At 61.4% G+C, this 19,918-nt stretch carries 18 protein-coding genes; 8 read left to right on the forward strand and 10 right to left on the reverse strand.

What is annotated here, in order from left to right:
* Together ACMV18_RS13240 and ACMV18_RS13245 are read left to right on the forward strand one after the other, a co-directional pair.
* The coding region (locus tag ACMV18_RS13240) for an AAA family ATPase (RefSeq protein ID WP_420818225.1) at positions 1-1,090 on the forward strand (1,090 nt) is incomplete at its 5' end.
* 39 nt (positions 1,091-1,129) lie between these two features.
* Positions 1,130-1,858: a hypothetical protein gene (locus ACMV18_RS13245; RefSeq protein WP_420818226.1), complete on the forward strand. Its 729-nt coding sequence runs from the start codon at positions 1,130-1,132 to the stop codon at positions 1,856-1,858.
* An 88-nt stretch (positions 1,859-1,946) separates the two neighbouring features.
* On the opposite strand, the gene ACMV18_RS13250 is transcribed toward ACMV18_RS13245, so the two are convergent.
* Entirely contained in the window at positions 1,947-2,225 is a 279-nt protein-coding gene (locus tag ACMV18_RS13250; protein ID WP_420818228.1) for a hypothetical protein, read from the reverse strand.
* 197 nt (positions 2,226-2,422) lie between these two features.
* Complete coding sequence (locus tag ACMV18_RS13255) at positions 2,423-3,535, reverse strand: hypothetical protein (RefSeq protein ID WP_420818229.1); 1,113 nt, start codon at positions 3,533-3,535, stop codon at positions 2,423-2,425.
* Positions 3,536-3,643: 108 nt separating this feature from the next.
* Here ACMV18_RS13255 and ACMV18_RS13260 point away from each other — a divergent pair, with 108 nt between their 5' ends.
* From ACMV18_RS13260 to ACMV18_RS13275, 4 genes are all read left to right on the forward strand, one after another.
* Positions 3,644-3,874, forward strand: a complete 231-nt coding sequence (locus tag ACMV18_RS13260; protein WP_088859944.1) for a helix-turn-helix domain-containing protein — start codon at positions 3,644-3,646, stop codon at positions 3,872-3,874.
* A 315-nt stretch (positions 3,875-4,189) separates the two neighbouring features.
* On the forward strand, positions 4,190-5,746 hold the full coding sequence (locus tag ACMV18_RS13265; RefSeq protein ID WP_420818230.1) for a methyl-accepting chemotaxis protein: 1,557 nt from the start codon (positions 4,190-4,192) through the stop codon (positions 5,744-5,746).
* A 68-nt stretch (positions 5,747-5,814) separates the two neighbouring features.
* Positions 5,815-6,540, forward strand: a complete 726-nt coding sequence (locus ACMV18_RS13270) for a hypothetical protein (protein ID WP_420818232.1) — start codon at positions 5,815-5,817, stop codon at positions 6,538-6,540.
* A gap of 187 nt (positions 6,541-6,727) precedes the next feature.
* Entirely contained in the window at positions 6,728-7,237 is a 510-nt protein-coding gene (locus tag ACMV18_RS13275) for a chemotaxis protein CheW (RefSeq protein ID WP_420818240.1), read from the forward strand.
* A 77-nt stretch (positions 7,238-7,314) separates the two neighbouring features.
* Here the strand turns inward: ACMV18_RS13275 and ACMV18_RS13280 are convergent, their stop codons facing one another.
* Positions 7,315-9,882 carry an ABC transporter permease gene (locus tag ACMV18_RS13280; protein WP_420818233.1) on the reverse strand — a complete coding sequence of 856 codons (2,568 nt, stop codon included), beginning with the start codon at positions 9,880-9,882 and terminating at the stop codon, positions 7,315-7,317.
* 52 nt (positions 9,883-9,934) lie between these two features.
* Between ACMV18_RS13280 and ACMV18_RS13285 the strand changes: the two genes are divergently transcribed.
* Both ACMV18_RS13285 and ACMV18_RS13290 read left to right on the forward strand, forming a co-directional pair.
* Positions 9,935-10,687 carry a YoaK family protein gene (locus ACMV18_RS13285; RefSeq protein WP_420818234.1) on the forward strand — a complete coding sequence of 251 codons (753 nt, stop codon included), beginning with the start codon at positions 9,935-9,937 and terminating at the stop codon, positions 10,685-10,687.
* Positions 10,688-10,696: 9 nt separating this feature from the next.
* Complete coding sequence (locus tag ACMV18_RS13290; protein ID WP_420818235.1) at positions 10,697-11,545, forward strand: DODA-type extradiol aromatic ring-opening family dioxygenase; 849 nt, start codon at positions 10,697-10,699, stop codon at positions 11,543-11,545.
* Here the strand turns inward: ACMV18_RS13290 and ACMV18_RS13295 are convergent.
* The 7 genes from ACMV18_RS13295 to ACMV18_RS13325 form a co-directional block, all read right to left on the reverse strand.
* Positions 11,503-12,567 carry an adenosine deaminase gene (locus ACMV18_RS13295; protein ID WP_420818236.1) on the reverse strand — a complete coding sequence of 355 codons (1,065 nt, stop codon included), beginning with the start codon at positions 12,565-12,567 and terminating at the stop codon, positions 11,503-11,505. The genes ACMV18_RS13290 and ACMV18_RS13295 overlap by 43 nt on opposite strands.
* A 101-nt stretch (positions 12,568-12,668) precedes the next feature.
* On the reverse strand, positions 12,669-13,832 hold the full coding sequence (locus tag ACMV18_RS13300) for a BMP family ABC transporter substrate-binding protein (protein WP_420818237.1): 1,164 nt from the start codon (positions 13,830-13,832) through the stop codon (positions 12,669-12,671).
* 99 nt (positions 13,833-13,931) lie between these two features.
* Positions 13,932-14,870, reverse strand: a complete 939-nt coding sequence (locus tag ACMV18_RS13305) for an ABC transporter permease (protein WP_374255231.1) — start codon at positions 14,868-14,870, stop codon at positions 13,932-13,934.
* 5 nt (positions 14,871-14,875) lie between these two features.
* On the reverse strand, positions 14,876-15,937 hold the full coding sequence (locus ACMV18_RS13310; protein ID WP_374255230.1) for an ABC transporter permease: 1,062 nt from the start codon (positions 15,935-15,937) through the stop codon (positions 14,876-14,878).
* Complete coding sequence (locus ACMV18_RS13315; RefSeq protein ID WP_420818238.1) at positions 15,924-17,456, reverse strand: ABC transporter ATP-binding protein; 1,533 nt, start codon at positions 17,454-17,456, stop codon at positions 15,924-15,926. The genes ACMV18_RS13310 and ACMV18_RS13315 overlap by 14 nt, the downstream gene beginning before the upstream one ends.
* The gene (gene guaD, locus ACMV18_RS13320) at positions 17,453-18,847 is read right to left on the reverse strand and encodes a guanine deaminase (protein WP_374255227.1); all 1,395 of its coding nucleotides are present in this window, start codon (positions 18,845-18,847) and stop codon (positions 17,453-17,455) included. The genes ACMV18_RS13315 and guaD overlap by 4 nt, the downstream gene beginning before the upstream one ends.
* 17 nt (positions 18,848-18,864) lie before the next feature.
* Positions 18,865-19,773, reverse strand: coding sequence for a LysR family transcriptional regulator (locus ACMV18_RS13325; RefSeq protein ID WP_420818239.1), 909 nt, complete (start codon positions 19,771-19,773; stop codon positions 18,865-18,867).
* Between the last annotated feature and the right edge of the window lie 145 nt (positions 19,774-19,918).

Genomic DNA, 19,918 nt, shown 5'->3' on the forward strand with positions numbered 1-19,918 from the left:
TGATCGCGATGCCCCCACCCGCACCAAAGCCGCCAAGAGAGAACTGCCCGACAGCCCGGTCCCCGCACGCGATAGCAGCGGCACTACGATTGACGACAAGCACGCGCCGTTGATCACCTTTCTGGACGCTTCCGGCCTCAAGCAATTTGTTGACCGCCATCGCGCAAAGGCAGACGAAAAGTTCAAGCGTGCCCAGCAGATTGCGGAGCGCATCCGGGCGGCCGGCCATGAGCGGCGCACGCTCGGCATGCTGCCCGACGAGTGGGACGTTCTGATCGAAGAGTTCACCCAAGCCTTCCCGAATTTCAGCGAGCTGGCCGAGCTGCTGCACGATCACTTTGCCCTCAATGCGATGGGCGATGGCCGCGTTGCGTGGTCGCCGCTACTGCTGGTCGGGCCTGCGGGCATCGGCAAAACAGAAGCGGCTCGCTGGCTGGCGGAAAGGCTGGCCTTGCCCTTCCGTGTGTTCGACATGGCGAGCGCCCAATCCGGTTCGCCACTGGCTGGGTCAGAAGCCTTCTGGAGCAATTCCGAGCCTGGCCTCCTGTTCGAACTGCTGGCCTACCAGCCAAAGGCCAACCCCGTCGTGGTCTTGGATGAACTGGACAAGACCGAGCAGGTGCGCCAGTACGACCCATTGGCGGCGCTGTACACCCTTCTTGAGCCCCGCAGCGCACGGTCCTTTACGGACCTCTCTATCCGTGATTTCGCCATTGATGCCAGCCACATCAACTGGATCGCGACGGCAAACAGCGTGGATGGCATCCCAAGCCCATTGCTGTCGCGGCTCACGGTGCTGCATGTCCAAGCACCCACGCCCGATCAGATCGCACGAATCGCGCAGAACATCTATGGACGAATGCGTGCCGAAGCCAGCTGGGGTTCTGCCTTCGTACCCTCTCTCGACGGGGCCGTGCTGGAGAAGTTGAAGCACTTGCCGCCGCGAAGTCTGGGCCTGGCATTGCGGCGGGCGCTTGGGCATGCCGCACGGGATCTGCGCGATCACATCACGCCCACCGACCTACAGCTGATTTCAGACGGCGGCAAGCGTGGAATCGGCTTCACCGCTGACCTGACCGTGCAGCAGTAGCAAGCACTCGAATCCACCCCAATCGAGGAGAAACCATCAATGCACCACAACCTGCAAATCAAGTTCCAGTTTCACTCCCCAAGCAGCTCATTCAACGACGTAGCTGGCAGCATCGTGATCGACATGGTGCGCAACGGGGAACACGAGTACACGCTGAACCTCCCTACCGGCGATATCCGTGTCTGGCGAAGGTCACTCACCACGGCATTCCCCAGTATCGACTGGCGTAGTCATCGCCACTTAACTGCGACGATGCGCGGGGTGGACAAGCTGCTCGAACTCCACCAGAAAGTCTGTACGTTGGCCGCAGGTAGCGGGAGTGGTTGGATTCCAGTCGTCAAAGCGGGAGCAGGCCCATCGGACAAGAGCTGCAAGGTCCGGGTGAGCGATGTCGTCTACCGTGTCAACGCCGACCACGATGAGCACGAAATCGAACGGCGAGTCCATACCTTGACGATTCCTGCCAGCCAACTGCGTGAATCAGACGGGCAGCTCTACGCTCCACGTTGGCTGTTGATGCGGACCATTCATGAGCGCGTACTGGATCGCAAACGGTGGCCCCATGACATCGAACATGGGCAATTTCTTGATGCCGATATGCTGTGGGCGGAACTGTTCGCACCGCTGCAGCTTGCCCTAGAGCAGCAGGAGGCTGTAGCGCTTGAGCGAAAACGGCAAAGGAAGGCGTGGGATGCCACATATGCCAGAGCCATCAAGGGCGATCAAGACAGACCTGGGGGCGAAGAGGCGGCTACTCACAAGGAATGACGATGCGTTTGTCCCCGCATTTCTGATCTCTCCGCGCCTGTACCCCGTTATCGTAATTACGGTAACTACGATAACGGGCGTGTGCCGATCAGTTTCTGAGATGTGCCTGCCCGCATGTATGGCAAAACCACGTGTTCTGCCACTGGCGCTTCGCGGCACCGTAGGCCTTAGCCTGGGCGTGCCAGCCCTTCATCAGCAGCCAGCCCAGTGCAATGAGCCCCAAGCCAACTGCGGTTTGCTTCCAGTTGTAGATAAGCAGCGCCCAGAAGGACATGCCGACCCGGCAACCCCGCTCGAAAAGGTCGCACACCGTCGCAGCGTGATAGACCGTCGCTCCACCCAGCCCAAACGCAATGATGAACGGCATCGGTGACGGCGGTGCAGGCGGGGCGCAGTGCTGAGCCAACACCGTGAACTGAGAGCCCTGGCTGCTGCCTTGAACGAACTGCCCATCTGAAGTGACCGCCGTGTGTGAAGCTTGGAAATGCTGCGTACCGCCCGCATGCACAACGGCCACTGGCTGGATGTGCGTGCTACCGCAACTCGGGCATTGCATTGCCATGATCAGCCCTCCGAGCCTTCGGTGTTGACGGTACAGGTCAGCGTGGCCTCGCCGCCCTCCATGCCCGCCGACAACACGCCGGCCTTGGTCAAACGGCCATAGGTCTTGCCGTCCTTGCCCAGCTTCAACGAGCCTGATTTCGCAATCTGCTGGGCCGTGAGGCCGGGCAAGTAGCTGCGGTAGGTTTGCTCACCCCCGTCACGTGACACCGCTACCTTGCGGACGCTGAACCCATAGACCTTGACGGGCTCGGCGAGCGTGACCGGCGTGACGCCTTGATCGGGATTCCATCCCGACTGCTTGAGCAGCGACTCAGCCAGTTCAAATCGTGGACCGATGACAGTGCAGCTCAACGCCTGTTCGAGCTGCGCCTTGGTCTTGGCGTCCACGGGCTGCGACGCTCCGTTGCTGGAGGCAGGAGGCACGGTTGGCTTGATGACCGCGTTGGCGTCATACCCTACCAACCAGAGATTGGTCGGTGCGCCCGGCTGCCATCCGGTGTCGAGCACCAGTTGCTGGATAAACCCCTGGAAGGCGAGCTGCTGCCGCTCGCTGATCGGCTGCCGGTCGGGGATGGCCAGCATGGGCGGCTTGGGGCCAACAGTGCGGACATTGCCGCTGTGCTCGACCGCCATCTGCTGCATGAAGAGGTGCAGGTTGGCGGCGTTGTTGACCGCGTACCCCACCGACTGTCCCCAGCACACCGAAAAGGCGGGTACGGCTTCGGACTTGGTCTTGCTCCACCAGATGGTGGCCGTACCGATCCAGCAGTCACTACGGGACCAGTCCGTGACCGTGACAGCCGCGCGGGGGAAGTAGGTCTTGGGAGTTCCGTCGAAAGGGTGCTTGCTGAAGAGGCCTGCCAGCGCTGTTGCACGGATGCCAGGAGCGCCGGGCGGCGCGCTTTGGTCTGGCTTTGCTTGATTGGCAACGACGGCTGGGCGAGTCTCGGTAGTAGGAGGCGGTGCCACGTTACCTTGGCTTACCTTCGACACGCCACCCAAGGAGAGGTGAACCTTGGTAGAACCGTCAGCCTGCGGCTGTGTCGTGACACAACCGGTCACGGTCATCACAACGGCCAGCCCGGCCAGCATCCGAAAGCAGAGTCCACTCATCCATCAGCTCCCTTTGATCCCAAGTTGAGCTGATTATGAAGACTATATTCGACATTGTCGAATATAGTCCGTGGATTAAAGATCTCATGACGCCCATGCTCGGCGTTGATGGGACGAGACTACGAGCAAGTGCGTCAGGACTTGGCGCGCAACATGAAAGACTTCCGGGGCAAGCGTGGCTTGTCGCAGGAGGCGCTCGCCCTGAGCGCGGATGTGGATCGCACCTACGTGAGTCAGATCGAGCGCGCTGTGGGCAACCCGTCCCTGCTGGTCCTGTGCAAGCTGGGCGCGATCCTAGAGACCGACGTGCTTGGTCTCTTGGCGGAGCAGACCAAGTGAACACGGGTGAGGCCACCCGAATGGGGATGTCCGCAAAAAATGTATACGGAAGTGACTACGGAATGAGCCAAACCGCGCTGAGACCCAGTAAAAATGGCACCTCCAAGGCCATCTTTCACTTTAACGTCTGATCGCAACGCCATCTCAAGAAAACCGGTCACGCCTCGGCGTTGACCGGTTTTTTTTCGTCTTGGGAAACAAAAATCCTCAAGCTGGGACAAACCTAGCCGAAACCACCGTTGCCCAACGGTGTGATGCCGTGCCTTTTACGTCATGCATGACGCCTCGGTCCGAACAACTTCGAGTTTGTCGCCCATGAACATGTTCTCCTTGATGCGTGCGTTCACGATCCGGTTCCGGATGTACAGCGCCATTGCGGTCGTTCTGTCACTGCTGCTGCTTGTGGGGGGGGTTGGCCTGTACGGGCTGATTCATAACCAGAACACCAATGATGCGTATCGGCTGGGGCACTTCGCCGAAACCGGCGACCTGTCCCGCATGAGAGAAGCGCTGGGGCACATGCGCAAGCATGAGAAGAATGCGCTTTTGGTCGCAGGCAATGGTCCTGCGGTTCAAGCTGAGGCCAACGGGTGGCGCGCTGCCCTGGATCAGTTTCAGAAGACAGCGAAACTGATGCTCGATGGTGAAGAGGACGAAGACAACGTCATTGTCCGCAAGGTCTTGTCCCAGATGGATGAGTACCAGCGCGCCATGGAGGCAGCCTTTCCGGAACTGGCCTCTGGTGCCTTGTCCAGTCAGGACGCTTTGACACGCCTGGCGCCACAGATGAAGGTGGCCGACGCTTTCGACGCCAGCATGGAGGCCATCGACAAGGTGATGGGTGAAGAACAATCGGAGGCAGCCGATGAGCAGCAAAGTAATGTTCGCAACACCATCTACATGTTCTTGGCGGCTGTGGTGATCTCGATTCTGATCGTGGCGCCCCTGACGATTCTGAACATGATCTGCATCTGCCGCCCGATTGACGAGGCGCAGCAGATGGCCGATGCCATCGCGTCCGGCAATTTGCGTAACGAGGCTTTCCTGGACGGGTCTGACGAGCCGGCCGTGCTGCTGCGCGCCCTGATGCGCATGCAAGAGGCTCTGCGAACCATCGTCACCGACGTTCGCATCTCGGCTGACTCCATCTCTACCGCGTCCAACGAAATTGCCAGCGGCAACATGGACTTGTCGGCTCGCACCGAGAACACGGCATCGAGCTTGCAAGAGACTGCCAGCTCGATGGACCAGCTCACCGGGACCGTGCAACACAGCGCAGAATCGGCCCTGCAGGCCAACAGCCTGGCTCAAACAGCTGCGAACGCCGCTCATCGGGGCAACAGCATCGTGACCGAAGTGGTCGCCAACATGAGCGAGATCGACAGCACCAGCAAGCGCATCAACGACATCATTGGTGTGATTGACGGTATCGCCTTCCAGACCAACATCCTGGCCCTGAACGCGGCCGTGGAAGCTGCTCGGGCCGGCGAACAAGGCCGCGGCTTTGCAGTGGTGGCCGGCGAGGTTCGCAGCCTGGCGCAACGCAGCGCCACGGCGGCACGTGAAATCAAGCAACTGATTCTGGCGTCCAGCGAGAAGGTCGAGTCAGGGACTCGCCTGGTTCATGACGCCGGCGCCGCGATGCAGGAAATCATTGCCAGCGTGCAGCGCGTGTCTGACACCATCAGCGAAGTCACCACGGCGTCGACCGAGCAAAGCTCGGGCATCAGCCAAGTGAACAACGCTGTGGCCAATCTGGATCAGATGACGCAGCAAAACGCGGCTTTGGTGGAAGAATCTGCTGCCGCGGCAGCCAGCCTGAAGGACCAAGCCCTGAAGCTGACGCAGGCGATGTCGGTGTTCCACACCTGATGCTGTGGGCATCCCCGCCGCGTTGGGCTAGAAAGCATCGAAAACAAAAAATACGACCGAGGAACCCCATGCAGATCCGCCCCTGCTACCCCGTTATGGGTCACGTCATTTCGCGCATGCGCTGGGCAGTTTGCGTGGCAGCGTTGCTTCCAGTTGCTGCGGTGCACGCCGGCCGCCCCATGAACACAGACGATGCAAGCGCCAACAAGCAGGCCGTCTGCCACGTTGAAGCCTGGATGGACAAGTACGCTGGTGCAACCAGCACCCACCTTGCCCCGACTTGTGGCGTCGTGGACGATTTGGAAGTGGCCGCAGAGTTTGTATCCAATCGACCTTCGTCCGAGATTCCGCAAGGCCGTGCACTGGGTTTCAAGTGGGCCCCCGAATGGGCCAACTGGCAAGAATGGCGCTTTGGCATCAAGGGCGGAATGGGTTGGGAAAAAGCCAGCGGTGACGACTGGCGACATGTCTCCGAAGCCTATTCGCTGCTGGCCACACGCCAATTGAACGACGAATGGACCGTGCACATCAACGTTGGGCGCGGCCACGATAAGCTGAAAAAGCACCACGACACCCCGTACGGTGTGGCGCTGGCCTGGGCGCCCGACGACCACTGGATGGTCTTTGGCGAAATCACCGGGCTGAACCACACTTCCGCTTCGCAGTTCGCGGGGATGCGCTATTGGATCTTGCCTGAAACCCTGGGGCTCGACTTGACCGCGGGGAGAACCAACGCCACCCCTCAAAGCAAGACCTGGGGGATCGGTTTGGGCTGGTATGGCCTCCGGTTCTGAGTGTTGCGAACAAATTCACATTCCAATCTTCAGTTTTCCGCAGAAAGACCGATATCCCAAGCGGGAACAATCTCCACGGTGAGCGCCCCGATTGGCGCTTGACGACTCAAAGAGGATCAGCATGGACGCCCTGCAACCCGCAGCCCCCCAAACACAGACCGCCTCGTCGCAGCCTTCCGGTCTGGCCATGCGCAATGCCCCCAACCGTCAGGTGCGTCATGTACCGGCCGGTCGCGAGTACCTGACCTTCCGTCTGGGTAGCGAGGAGTACGGCATCGACATCCTGAAGGTGCAGGAGATTCGCTCGTACGAACCCCCAACCAAGATTGCCAATGCGCCAGCCTACCTGAAAGGTGTGGTCAACCTGCGCGGCGTGATCGTCCCCATCGTGGACTTGCGCGTCAAGTTCAACTGCGTCAACGAAGAAGGCCAAACCGATTTCAACAGCTTCACCGTGGTGATCGTGCTGAATGTTAGGGGGCGTGTCGTGGGTGCGGTCGTGGACTCGGTGAGCGACGTGATGCAGTTGTCCGAGCAGATGATTCAGCCTGCCCCGGAAATGAGCCACTCGGTGATCGACACCAGCTACATCACCGGCATCGCCAACGTGAGCGACCGCCTGCTGATCCTGATGGACATCGAGTCGTTGATGAGCAGCTCGGAAATGGGCCTGATCAATGCGCTGACGCCGGCCTGATTGGCTTTTCGCCTTGCGCCACAAGGCGCACTCAAGAAAGCCGGCCCGCGAGCCGGCTTTTTCACGTCTGGCCGTGGCTAGTCCACCTGACGCAAGTTGGCGGTCACGGACCGCTGCAAAACGCCTCGTAAGCTCCACCACCCAGCCAGCCACGACAGCAAGGCGCCGATGAGTGCCCCGGCCAACGGCCACCACAAGGGGGCATGCCACTCAAACTCAAACACACGCGTGGCCAACACCCATCCAATGGTCAACGCCGCAGACGCTGCCAGCGCACCGGCCAAAGCCCCCGTCAACAGCAACTCCACACGCTGCACGCGCGCCAGCATGGATTGCGTCGCACCCAGCGCACGCAAAATGGCCCAGTCCCTCGCGCGGCGCTCTCTGGAACTCATCAGCCCGGCCATGATGACCATGAGACCCGCCGCCAGTGTGAACACAAACAAGAACTCCACGGCGGCAATGACCTGCTCCAGCACGTCCTGAATCTGCCTCAAGGTGGCTGACACATCCACCACCGTGACATTCGGAAACTGCTGAACCAGCGCACGATCCAGCTTCTGCCCAGTCGGCATCCGAAAGGCGGTGATGTAGGTGGCGGGCCACTGCGGCATCTCGGCCACGGGCGCCATCACAAAGAAATTGACGCGCATGGATGACCAGTCCACCTTGCGCAAGGTGGTGATGCGCCCTTCGTAGCTGACACCCGCCATGTCGAAGAGCAGGCGATCCCCGCGTTGCAGGCCCAGTGTGGTCGCCAGGCCTTGCTCGACGCTGAATGCATGGGCTTCATTGGGCACCCACTGGCCCGCCACGACAGGGTTATGTGCCGGGGGCTGTGCGGCATAGCTCATGTTGAACTCGCGCTCGACCAGCCGCTGCGCTCGCTCTTCAGGATAGTCTTTGGCCTTCACGGGCTTGCCGTTGACGGCGACCAAGCGAGCACGAACCATGGGATACCAGTCGTACTGCGCCACACCGGCTTGCTTCAATGCACGCTGAAACGGCTCGACCTGATCCGGCAAGATGTTGATGACAAAGCGATCTGGCGCATCTGCGGGGGTGGCTGCGCGCCAACTGTCAACCAGATCGGTTCGGATCAACACCAACAGCATCAACGCCAACAGCCCGACGCCCAATGCGCACACCTGCACCACGGTCTGCCCAGGCTGCGCTGTGAGTTGCCGACTGGCCAAGGCCAACCACGTGGGGACACGTGCCCCCATGCGACGGATGAAGGCGCGCCACGCCAGCACCATCAACATGGCCAACACGGCAAACAGGGCCACGGCCGCGACAAAGCCTCCCAAGGCGATGCCTCCGAGTTTGATGTCGCGAGCCACAGCCATCAACAGGCCCAACAGCGCCACGCTGCCCAGGGCCGCGACACCCCCGGACAGAGGCCGCAAGCCCCCCAGATCACGTCGCAACACACGCAGAGGCGGCACCTTGGCCAGTTGCAGAACCGGCGGCAGACCGAAGCCCAAAGTCAACAGCACCCCAACGCCCATGCCCAAGGCCACAGGCTGCCAACCGGCGGGCGGCAACGACACGCCCACCAACTCGGCCAGCATCGACACAAACACCAGATGGAAGCCCCACCCGACCAGCAAGCCCAAGGCGCTGGCGAGGACCCCCACCAGCAAAAACTCCAGCAAGTAGGTTCGCGCCATCACGGATTGAGAGACCCCCATGACGCGCAACAAGGCACAGTCATCCAGGCGTCGCTGGGCAAAGTCCCTCGACACCATGGCGACAGCCACGGCGGACATCAATGCTGCCAGCAAGGCCACCAAGCGGAGAAACAGTGCAGCGCGGTCCAAGGTGGTTCGCATCTCGGGGCGACCTTGCTCCAGGGTCTCGACCCTGATGCCACGAACCGATTCAGCCAAAGATTCGCTGACTTGGGTGAATCGTTCCACGCGCATCTGCTCGGCCTTCTGTGGCCCGGCTGCAGCGGCATAAAAGCGGTAGGTCACCCGACTGGCTGGCTGAATCAACTGCGTGGCAGCCAGATCAGACTGCCGGATCATGACCCGGGGCGCAAACGACGTGAAGCCCGCGCCACGGTCAGGCTCGGTGGCAATCACCGCCGCCACCTTGAACGACGCCTCACCCAGCCAGATGGCATCCCCCACGCGCAAGTCCAGCGCCACCAGCAAACCGGCATCCACCCAGACCTGTCCGGCAGGCGGCCCGCCTGGCTCGGCATCATGGACTTGAGCAAGGCCGCCCTGCGCGTCCAGCACGCCAATCCGCAGACGCCCCTTGAGCGGGTAATGCTCGCTCACGGCCTTGACGCTGACCAGCTTGGACTCACCGCCACGCTCATCGGGCGACCGCGCCATGCTCTGAAAAATCGCTGCCTTCGCCGTATTCAACTGCGATGCGGCAGCGGCCCGCTCAAATGACTCTGGCAGGGGCTGGTCGCCCACGACCACCACATCGCCGCCCAGCAGCTGCGCCGCATCACGATGCAGGCCTTGCTCGATGCGATCTGCAAAAAACGCCACCGCTGACAGGGCGGCAACGGCCAGCATGACCGCGAGCAACATCAGACGCAGACTGCCGCCGCGTAGGTCACGTACTGTTTGCGTCCAGGCCCACCGCCAAGCGGAGACCCGGGTTGTGTGAATTTCTGGCATGCCTCTTGTATGCAAAACGTCTGCAATTGCGCGATGATGTCAGCTTTCGTCCATGCCTGCATTTCTGATCATGCCTGTTGACTACCTCCGCACCCTCACGGCAACGGAGCGCTCTCGCCGGAGCAATGTGCATCTGGGCATTTTCCTGACCTTCAATGCAGGGGCCATCAACGCCGGCGGTTTTCTGGCTGTGGATGAATACACCTCCCACATGACCGGGGTCGTGTCCACCATGGCCGACGAACTGGCCTTGGGGCAAATCGATCTGGCGCTCGGCGCCTTGACCTCATTGATCGCGTTCGTGATTGGCGCCGCAACATCGGCCATCATGATCAATTGGGCACGCAGGCGACAGTCGCCTCACGAGTATTCGATGCCGCTGCTGCTGGAGGCCGGCTTGCTGCTGGCGTTTGGCTTGCTGGGTGAGTATCACCATGCCATTGGCACATCCGTCGCACTCACCATTGCGGTGCTGAGCTTTCTGATGGGGCTGCAAAACGCCATGATCACCAAGGTGTCCAACGCCGAAATCCGCACCACCCACGTGACCGGCCTGATGACCGACATTGGCATCGAGTTGGGCAAGCTGCTCTATTGGAACCAGTCACCCGACACCGTCAGCAAACCAGCGGTGCGGGCCAACTTCGACAAGCTGAAACTTCACAGCATGTTGGTCACCACCTTTTTCCTGGGTGGCGTACTGGGTGCATTGGGATTCAAGCATGTGGGCTACATCGCCACGGTTCCCCCAGCCATCGCCCTGGCCATTTTGTCGTCGATGACATTTCTGCCCGAGCGTCGCTAGACTGGGCTGATGACTGTCGCCTTTCCCACCCTCTTTTTGTCTCATGGCTCGCCGATGATTGCGGTGGAGCCGGGTCCGGCTGGCCACTTCTTGCAACGGCTGGGCCCTGCCATCGAGACGCTGTGGGGGCGACCCAAGGCCATCATCGTGATGTCGCCACACACCGCAACGCCGACACCTTATGTCTTGGGCGCGGCACACCACGACACCATCCACGACTTTGGCGGTTTCCCGGCAGCTTTGTACGAGATCCGCTACGACACGCCCGGCGAGCCTCAACTCGCCAGCGAGATCCACCAAAAACTGGTCAACGGTGGTTTGCCTGCACGACTGACCTCACAAGGTGGTCTGGACCACGGCATCTGGACCTTGTTGATGCACATGTTCCCGGCCGCGAACATTCCGGTGGTGCCCCTGTCGTTGAGCCCACGCGCCAAGCCGGCAGACATGCTCGCATTGGGTCGCCTGCTGACCGATTTGCGCCGCCAAGGTGTGCTGGTGATCGGTTCAGGCAGCCTGACGCACAACCTGCAGCGCTTCTTTCACCACCCCAGCCCTGTGGATGCACCGGAAGAAGCCGACTGCGCAGCCTTCCGGGCGTGGGTCCACGACAAGGCACAGGCAGCTGACTGGCCTGCCCTGCTTGACTACCGTGCCCAGGCCCCTCATGCCTGGGCCATGCACCCAACCGATGAACACTGGCTGGCGTTTTACTTTGCTGCCGGTGCCGCGATGTGCGACACCGACACCATCGGCCCGGCAACCAGCCTGCGCATCCACGAAAGTGTCACGCATGGCCACCTGGCCATGGACGCTTATGCCTTTGGTGCCGAAGCCGCAAAGCTGGCAAACGTCTGATCCAGCTGGGCGATCCAGCCGGCCTTGACCGCGTCGCTCACAAAACTGGCTTCAAATGAATTGCGAGCCAGCGTGTAGGCGTCTTGTGCGTTGAGGTCCAGATCCGCCAGCAGCGCCAGGAAATTCTGGTTCATGTAGCCGCCAAAGTAAGCGGGGTCGTCCGAGTTCACCGTCACCGCCAGACCGTGCTGCAGCAAGGTCTTGAGGTTGTGCTCCTTCATCGTCTTGAAGACGCACAACTTGATGTTGGACAGCGGGCACACGGTCAGGGCCATACGCTCGGCGGCCAAACGCTTGACCAGATCGGCATCTTCCAGACAACGCACGCCGTGGTCGATGCGCTCCACTTTCAGGATATCGAGCGCATCGATGATGTACTGCGCCGGGCCCTCTTCGCCGGCGTGCGCCACCAGGCGCAAACCCAGCTCCTTGCAGCGCGCAAACACGCGGGCGAACTTTTCAGGCGGATGGCCGCGTTCGCTGGAATCCAGGCCCACACCGATGAACAGATCGCGGTAAGGCAGCGACTGCTCCAGCGTTTCGAACGCTGCTTCTTCGCTCAAATGACGCAAGAAGCACATGATCAGCTCGGAACTGACCCCCAACTCCTCGCGGGCACGCACGCACGCGCTGTGCAGGCCTTTGATGACGACCTCAAACGGCACACCCCGGTCGGTGTGGGTTTGAGGATCAAAGAACAGCTCGGCGTGAACGACGTTGTCTTCCTTGGCCTTGAGGAAATACGCCCAGGCCATGTCATGGAAGTCCTGCTCTTTCAGCAGGACGGAAGCACCGGCGTAATAGATGTCCAGAAAGCTTTGCAGGTCAGTGAAGGCGTACGCCTTGCGCAAGTCCTCGACCGTCGGATAACTCAGGGTCACACCATTGCGCTGCGCCAACGCGAAGATCAGCTCGGGCTCGAGCGAGCCTTCAATGTGCATGTGCAACTCGGCCTTGGGCATGGCTTGCACCAGGGCGGGCAGTTGATCTCGGGAAATGTGGGCGAAGGCGGACTGGCTCATGGGTGCGCTCTTTTTAAAAAACAGAAATGAAAAGGGCTGCCCTGTCAGGGACAGCCCTTGAAGCATGACACAGGGCCGCGAATCATGCGACCCTCAGGTCTTTACTTGCCGGTGGGGATGGTACCTTCCACGCCCTTGACGTAGAAGTTGATGCCACCCAGGAACTTGTCGTCAGCGACGGCGTCCTTGGCCAGCACTTCCTTGCCGTCCTGACCGACGATGGGCCCCTTCCAGATCACGAAGCTGCCATCCTTCAGGCCAGACTTGACGCCTTCCACCTTGGTCTTGACGTCAGCGGGCACTTTGTCAGAGATGGACACGAGGTCGATCGCACCTTCCTTGACACCCCACCACACGCCACCGGTCGTCCAGGTGCCTTCCAAGGCATCCTTTGTGGCCTTGATGTAGTACGGACCCCAGTTGATCACGCTGGACGCCAGGTGAGACTTGGGACCGAACTTGCTCATGTCGGAGTCCCAGCCGAAGGCGTACTTGCCAGCCTTTTCGGCGGTTTGCAGCACCGCAGCGGAGTCGGTGTTCTGGAACAGCACGTCAGCGCCCTGGTTCAGCAGGCTTTGAGCGCCTTCGGTTTCCTTGGGAGGATCAAACCAGGCGTTCACCCAGACCACCTTGGTCTTGATCTTGGGGTTGACGCTTTGTGCGCCCAGGGTGAACGAGTTGATGTTGCGGATCACCTCAGGAATTGGGATCGAACCGACCACGCCCAGGGTGTTGGACTTGGTCATCGAACCAGCGATGACGCCAGCCATGTAAGCGCCTTCGTAAGTACGGGCGTCGTACGTACGCATGTTGGCGGCGGTCTTGTAGCCGGTGGCGTGCTCGAACTTGACGTTCGGATTGTCGGCGGCGACCTTCAACATGGGCTCCATGTAGCCGAAGGTGGTGCCGAACACCAGGGTGTTGCCTTGACCGACCAGATCACGGATCACGCGCTCGGCCTCGGGGCCTTCAGGCACCTTCTCGACGAAGGTGGTCTTGATCTTGTCGCCGAATTCTTTTTCCAGCGCCAGACGACCCTTGTCGTGGGCGAAGGTCCAGCCTGCGTCACCCACGGGGCCAACGTAGGCAAAAGCGATGTTCAGCGGGCCGGCAGCCTTGGCTGCAGCGGAAGCGGGCTCAGACGCAGCCGAAGCTGCGGCAGGTGCTTCTTCCTTCTTGCTGCAGCCCATCAGCGCAGCGGTGGCAGCCAGTGCAGCAAAACCACCCATCTTGAGCAAAGAACGCTTGGACAAAGGTGAGGTCATGTCATCTCCAGGGTTGAAAACTACTCAAACTCAACAACGGTTCAGAAAGGGACAAAGGCTTGCCGCTCCCACCGTCATGACAGCAAACATCATGCCGTGTCATGCACCAGGATGGAAGGGCTTACCAAGGGACGCAGGCATGTTGATGCGAATCCACGTCGGATTGCGCGAGATCAGCACCAGCACCACGATGGTGGCCAGATACGGCAGCATGGTCAGCACCTGACTGGGGATGGCCACGCCATTGCCCTGCAACTGGAACTGCAGCATGGTCACGCCACCAAACAGGTACGCCCCCAGCAGCACCCGCGCAGGGCGCCAGGTGGCAAACGTGGTCAGCGCCAGCGCGATCCAGCCCTTGCCGGCCACCATGCCTTCCACCCACATGGGCGTGTACACCACCGAGATGTAAGCCCCGGCCAGACCGCACAAAGCGCCGCCCACCACCACGGCGAGCAAGCGAATCGGGCGCACGGCATAGCCCAAAGCATGGGCCGATTCGGGGGACTCACCCACGGCACGCAGCACCAGACCGGCGCGCGATCGCATCAAGAACCAAGTCATCCCCAGGGCCAGTGCCATGGCGAAATACACCAGCGGGTGGTGACGGAACAAAGCGGGCCCCACAAAGGGGATGTCAGCCAGCACCGGAATGGCAAAGTGCGCGCGCTCGCCCAGGTGCTCCTGCGTGAAGGTGATGCCCACGAACGCACTGAGGCCCGAGCCAAACAAGCTGAGCGCCAGCCCGGTGGCGTACTGGTTGGTGTTGAGCCAGATGACCAGCACCCCGAACACGGCCGCCATGGCTGCGCCCGCCAAGGCGCCGGCGGCAAAGGCCAGCCAGTCACTGCCGGTGGTCACGCCAGTGGCGAAGCCTGCAATGGCCGCTACGAGCATCATGCCCTCGGCCCCCAGGTTCAACACCCCGGCACGCTCGTTGATCAGCAGGCCCAAGGCGGCCAGCGCCACCACGGTGCCGGCACTCAGCGTGGCGGCGATCAGCAGCGCCAGCGAATCTGCGGAGAGAAAAGCGCTCACGTCCATCATTTCGCTCCCACCCAGCGCAGACGTTGATGAATGAAGGTGTCACAGGCCAGCAGCGCAAACAGCAGCAAGCCCTGGAACACGCCGGTGATGGCCTTGGGCAGCCCCAGACGCGATTGCGCCAGCTCGCCACCGATGAAGAACATGCTCATGAGCACCGACGAGAACACGATGCCGATGGGGTTCAGTCGACCCACAAACGCCACGATGATGGCGGCAAAGCCATAGCCCATGGGCACATAAGGCGTGAGCTGCCCTTGCGGCCCGGCCACGTCCAGCGCACCGGCCAAGCCCGCCATGCCGCCGGACAACAACAGCGCGGTCCACAAAGCCTTGCGAGACGAAAAGCCTGCGTAACGTGCGGCGTGCGGTGCTTGCCCCCCCACCTGCAACTGGAAGCCCGCATAAGTGCGGAACAGGAAGATGGCAAACGCCACCACACCCACCAGCGCCAGCACCAAACCAATGTTCAGACGCAGTCCGGTGAACAACTTGGGCACGCGGGCCGCATCCAGAAAGGTGATGGTTTGGGGGAAGTTGTAGCCGGCAGGGTCCTTCCAAGGACCGTAGACGAGGTAACTCAAGGTCATCTCGGCCACGTAGACCAGCATCAGGCTCACCAGAATCTCATTGGCATGGAACTGGTCGCGCAGGAAGGCCACGACGCCCGCCCAGACCATGCCACCCAAGACACCGGCAGCCAACACGGCGGCCACGAATCCATGCCCGGACTCAGGCGTTGCCTGCATGGCCACACCACCCGCAAAGATGGCCCCCATGACGAACTGCCCTTCGGCACCGATGTTCCACAAGTTGGCACGGAAACACACAGCCAGACCCAGTGCAATCAGGATCAAAGGCGTGGCCTTCAGGCTCAGCTCGGACAAGGCGTATCCGCCTCGCAGGGGCTCGACGAAAAACATGCGCAAGCCCGCCAAGGGGTCCTTGCCCAATGCAGCAAACAGCACAACGCCCACAAAGATGGTGATCGCCAGCGCGATCAGCGGCGACGCCAGCGTCAACACCTTGGAGGGTGCGGGACGTGGTTCAAGCTTGAACATGAGCGCCTCCTGTCTGCGTGGCAGGACGCGACCACAAGCCGCTCATCCATGCACCGATTTGCTCCACCGTGGCTTCGCCCACCGGGACGCTGGGTGACAACTGGCCTTGGGCCATCACCATCAGTCGGTCACTGACTTCAAACAATTCTTCCAACTCCTCGCTGACCACGAGCACCGCGCAACCGGCATCGCGCAACTTCAACAACTCACCTCGGATCTGCGCGGCAGCGCCGACATCGACCCCCCAGGTGGGTTGCGACACCAGCAACACCTTGGGTTCGGCCGAGATCTCGCGGCCCATGATGAACTTTTGCAGGTTGCCACCCGACAGGCTGCGGGCCAGTGCATGGGGCCCACCCGCCTTGACGTTGAAGCGCTCGATGAGGGCTTCGGCCATGCCCACCACGCCCTTCATGCGCAGCCAGCCGCCCTTGCCCACCGCATCGGTGCGTGTCAGCAAGGTGTTTTGGGCCAAAGACATGATGGGGACGGCACCACGGCCCAGACGCTCTTCCGGCACACTGTGCAGGCCCAGGCGGCGGCGCTCACCTGGCGTGGACGCACTGATGTCCTTGCCAAACAGATGCACGGAGCCAGGCTTGGCACGGGGGTCCTCCCCGCTGAGGACGGCCATCAAAGCTTGCTGACCGTTGCCGGACACACCCGCGATCCCCAGGATTTCGCCTGCGCGCAGTTCAAAGGACACCCCTTTGAGGTCCACGCCAAAAGGGTTGTTGCGTGCCACGTCAAGGTTGCGGACCGACAAGGCCACCGCGCCCAGCACAGGCGCGGCGCGATGCAACTCGGGGGGCTCCGCACCGATCATCAGGCGAGACAGGCTGGCGTTGGTCTCTTGGGTCGGGTCAACTTCGCCCGTCACCTTGCCTCCGCGCATCACGGTGCAGTGGTGGCACAGCGCCCGAATTTCATCGAGCTTGTGACTGATGTACAGAATCGCGCAGCCCTTCTCTGCCAGATGGCGAAGGGTCACGAACAAGCGGCCCACAGCCTGCGGCGTCAAGACAGAGGTGGGTTCGTCCAGAATCAGCAGCTGTGGGTTGGTCAGCAAGGCGCGGACGATTTCCACGCGCTGACGCTCGCCCACGGTCAGATCGTGCACTGAACGGTCGGGATCAATGTCCAGCCCGTATTCGCCAGCGACCTCCCGAATGTGCGCCGTCACCTCCGCCAGAGGCATGGACTTGTCCAGCCCAAGCCACACGTTCTCGGCCACGGTCAGCGTGTCAAACAGCGAGAAGTGCTGAAACACCATGCTGATGCCCAGCGCGCGCGCTTCTTGGGGCGATTTGATGCGGACAGCCTGACCGTTGAAGAGGATCTCGCCTTCATCGGGCTTGACGGCACCAAAGATGATTTTCATCAGCGTGGACTTGCCAGCGCCGTTTTCACCCAAGACAGCATGGATTTCACCGGGTCGAACCTTGAGGTTGACCGAGTCATTGGCCCGTACGCTGGGGTACTGCTTGGTGATGCCGCGAAGTTCTAATCGGTAGCTCATGCGGGCAGGTGTTTGAAAGTGGAATTCGGAATGGGGTCAGATGGGGTGCCCGATTGGAACACTTTTTGCCCCCCAACAAGGGTTTGCACCAAGTTTCGTTCGTCACCCAGGGTCATCCAGACGAAAACTCGCTCATGCAGTTGACCGCCCGTTTGACGGCAGACGGCATCCCGGTGCTCGGCCACAGCGCCACGCGCCCAGTCCCACACCGTCAGGTCCGCCATGTGGCCGGGTTCGATCAGCCCCATCTCGTCACCAAGACCCAAGGCTTGTGCGGCGCCCGTGGTGGCGGTGTGCAGGGCCTTCCAGGCTGTGAGCTTGGTGCCTTGCAAGGCCTGGATCTTGTAGGCGTCACCCATGTTGCGCAGCATGGAGAGGCTGGTGCCACCGCCCACGTCGCTCGACAAGCTGACGTTCAAGCCCTCTTGCTGCGCCTGCGCCCAGTTGAACAGGCCGCTGCCCAGGAACAGGTTGGACGAAGGGCAATGGGAAATCTGTGCACCGCGCTCTCGGATGACGGCGCGATCGGTCTCATCCAGCCAGATGCCATGGGCCAAGACCGCACGGGGGCCCAGCAGGCCATCCCGGTCATAGACGTCCAGATAACTGCGGGCATCGGGGAACAGCTTTGCCACCCAGGCCACCTCATCGCGGTTTTCGGCCACGTGGGTCTGCATGTAGGTGCCGGCATAGGTCTGACACAGCTTGCCGGCCATCGCCAGTTGCTCTGGCGTGCTGGTGGGGGCAAACCGCACCGTCACGGCAAAAGACTGTCGGCCCACGCCGTGCCAGCGGTCAATCAGGTCGATGCAATCACGCTCGGCCCCGGTCACATCGTCGCGCAAGCCATCGGGAGCGTGACGGTCCATGAGCACCTTGCCGGTGATCAGTCGCATGTTGTGGGCGTGCCCGACCTCGAACAGCGCTTCGGCGCTGACCTTGTGAACCGTGGGAAACACCACCGCACTGGTGGTGCCGTGGGCCCACAAGGCTTGCAAGAATCGCTTGGCGCCGACACGGGACACTTCGGGGTCGGCGTAGCGACGCTCAGCCGGGAAGGTGTAGGTGTTCAGCCAGTCCAGCAGTTCGGTGCCAAAGCTGGCGATCACGTCCAGTTGCGGGCAATGCACATGGGTATCGATGAAGCCCGGCAGGATCAGGCGCCCCTGTTGATCATCGACCGCTACCGACTCCCATCCGGACGGCACACCAGCCGTCGCAGGCACCACCGCTGCAATCTTGCCCCCTTCGATGCAGACCAGGTGATCAGGGCGCCAGCGCACCCCTTGCGCCTGATCCGGCGCGGCAAAGCCTGGATCGGCGGTGAAGTCCAGCAGGTCACCACGCAGGATGCTGCGCGCACGGGTGGGTTGGGAGCCGGTTTGAGTCATGTCGTCGTGAAAACAGTTCAGCACGGCTCGCAGGCCGGCTCGGGCGTGCGGGCGGTGCTTTTGATTTGATCCAGATTGCGGGCCACGTCACGCACCTGCTCTCTCAACCAACGAGAAGCCGCCGAGCGGTGGGTCAGATCGTGCCAAAGCTGATAGTAGTTCATGGCCGGGTAGCTGACCGGGCACTTCAGGATCTTGACATCAAGCTGCTTGACAAATCGCTCGCAGAAGCGCCGACCGGTGGTCAACACCAGCAAAGATCCGGCCACCATGTAAGGCAGTTGGGCAAAGTGAGGGTGCCGCACCACCACCTGGCGCTGCATACCCTGGCGAGCCAGGTAGTCGTCGATCACGCCCGGGGCTCCGGGGTGCAGGGGCGGCGGCGCAATGTGTTCAGCCTGGAGGTATTGCTCCACGCTCCAGGCACGTTTGCCATCTTTGGGCAAGCGGGCCGCCGGATGTTTGGTGGACACCAGGCACACCACCTCGTCACTGATCAATCGGCCCAGGTGCAGCTCACCCGAGGGTTCCAGCCAGTTGCCGATCACCAGGTCCACCTCCCCACGGGCGAGGCTTTGACGGTAGTCCATCTCGGCATTCAGCTGAAGCACCTCGACCTTGCAAGACGGCGCTTTCTGACGCAGGCGCAAGGTCAGCTCCGGCAAGAAAAACGGATCCAGATAGTCTGTGGAGGCGATGCGGAAGGTGTGTGTGGTGGTGGCCGGGTCGAAATCTCGCACCACGCTACGGTGACCGAACATGCTGCGTGCGTGATGCAGGATGGCCGACGCGGGCTCCAGCAGGTCCAAGGCCACATTGGTGGGGGCCATGCCCTGCCCGCTGCGCACCAGCAATGGATCACCCGTGAGCTCACGCAACCGCTTCAGCTGGGCGCTGACGGCTGGTTGGGTGGTTTGCAGCCGCATGGCTGCACGCCCGAGTTCGACACCAAATGCTGTAAGTGGTTGATTTGACTAGGTTGACCTAGTCAGCGTGCCACTACAGGAGGGATAACTGGAGTTCGTTGCTGAGCTTTTTGACCTTCAAGGCGGCCATGGTGGCGGCCTGATC

The organism is Aquabacterium sp. (genome assembly GCF_048860245.1).
Taxonomy (GTDB): Bacteria; Pseudomonadota; Gammaproteobacteria; order Burkholderiales; family Burkholderiaceae_C; genus Aquabacterium.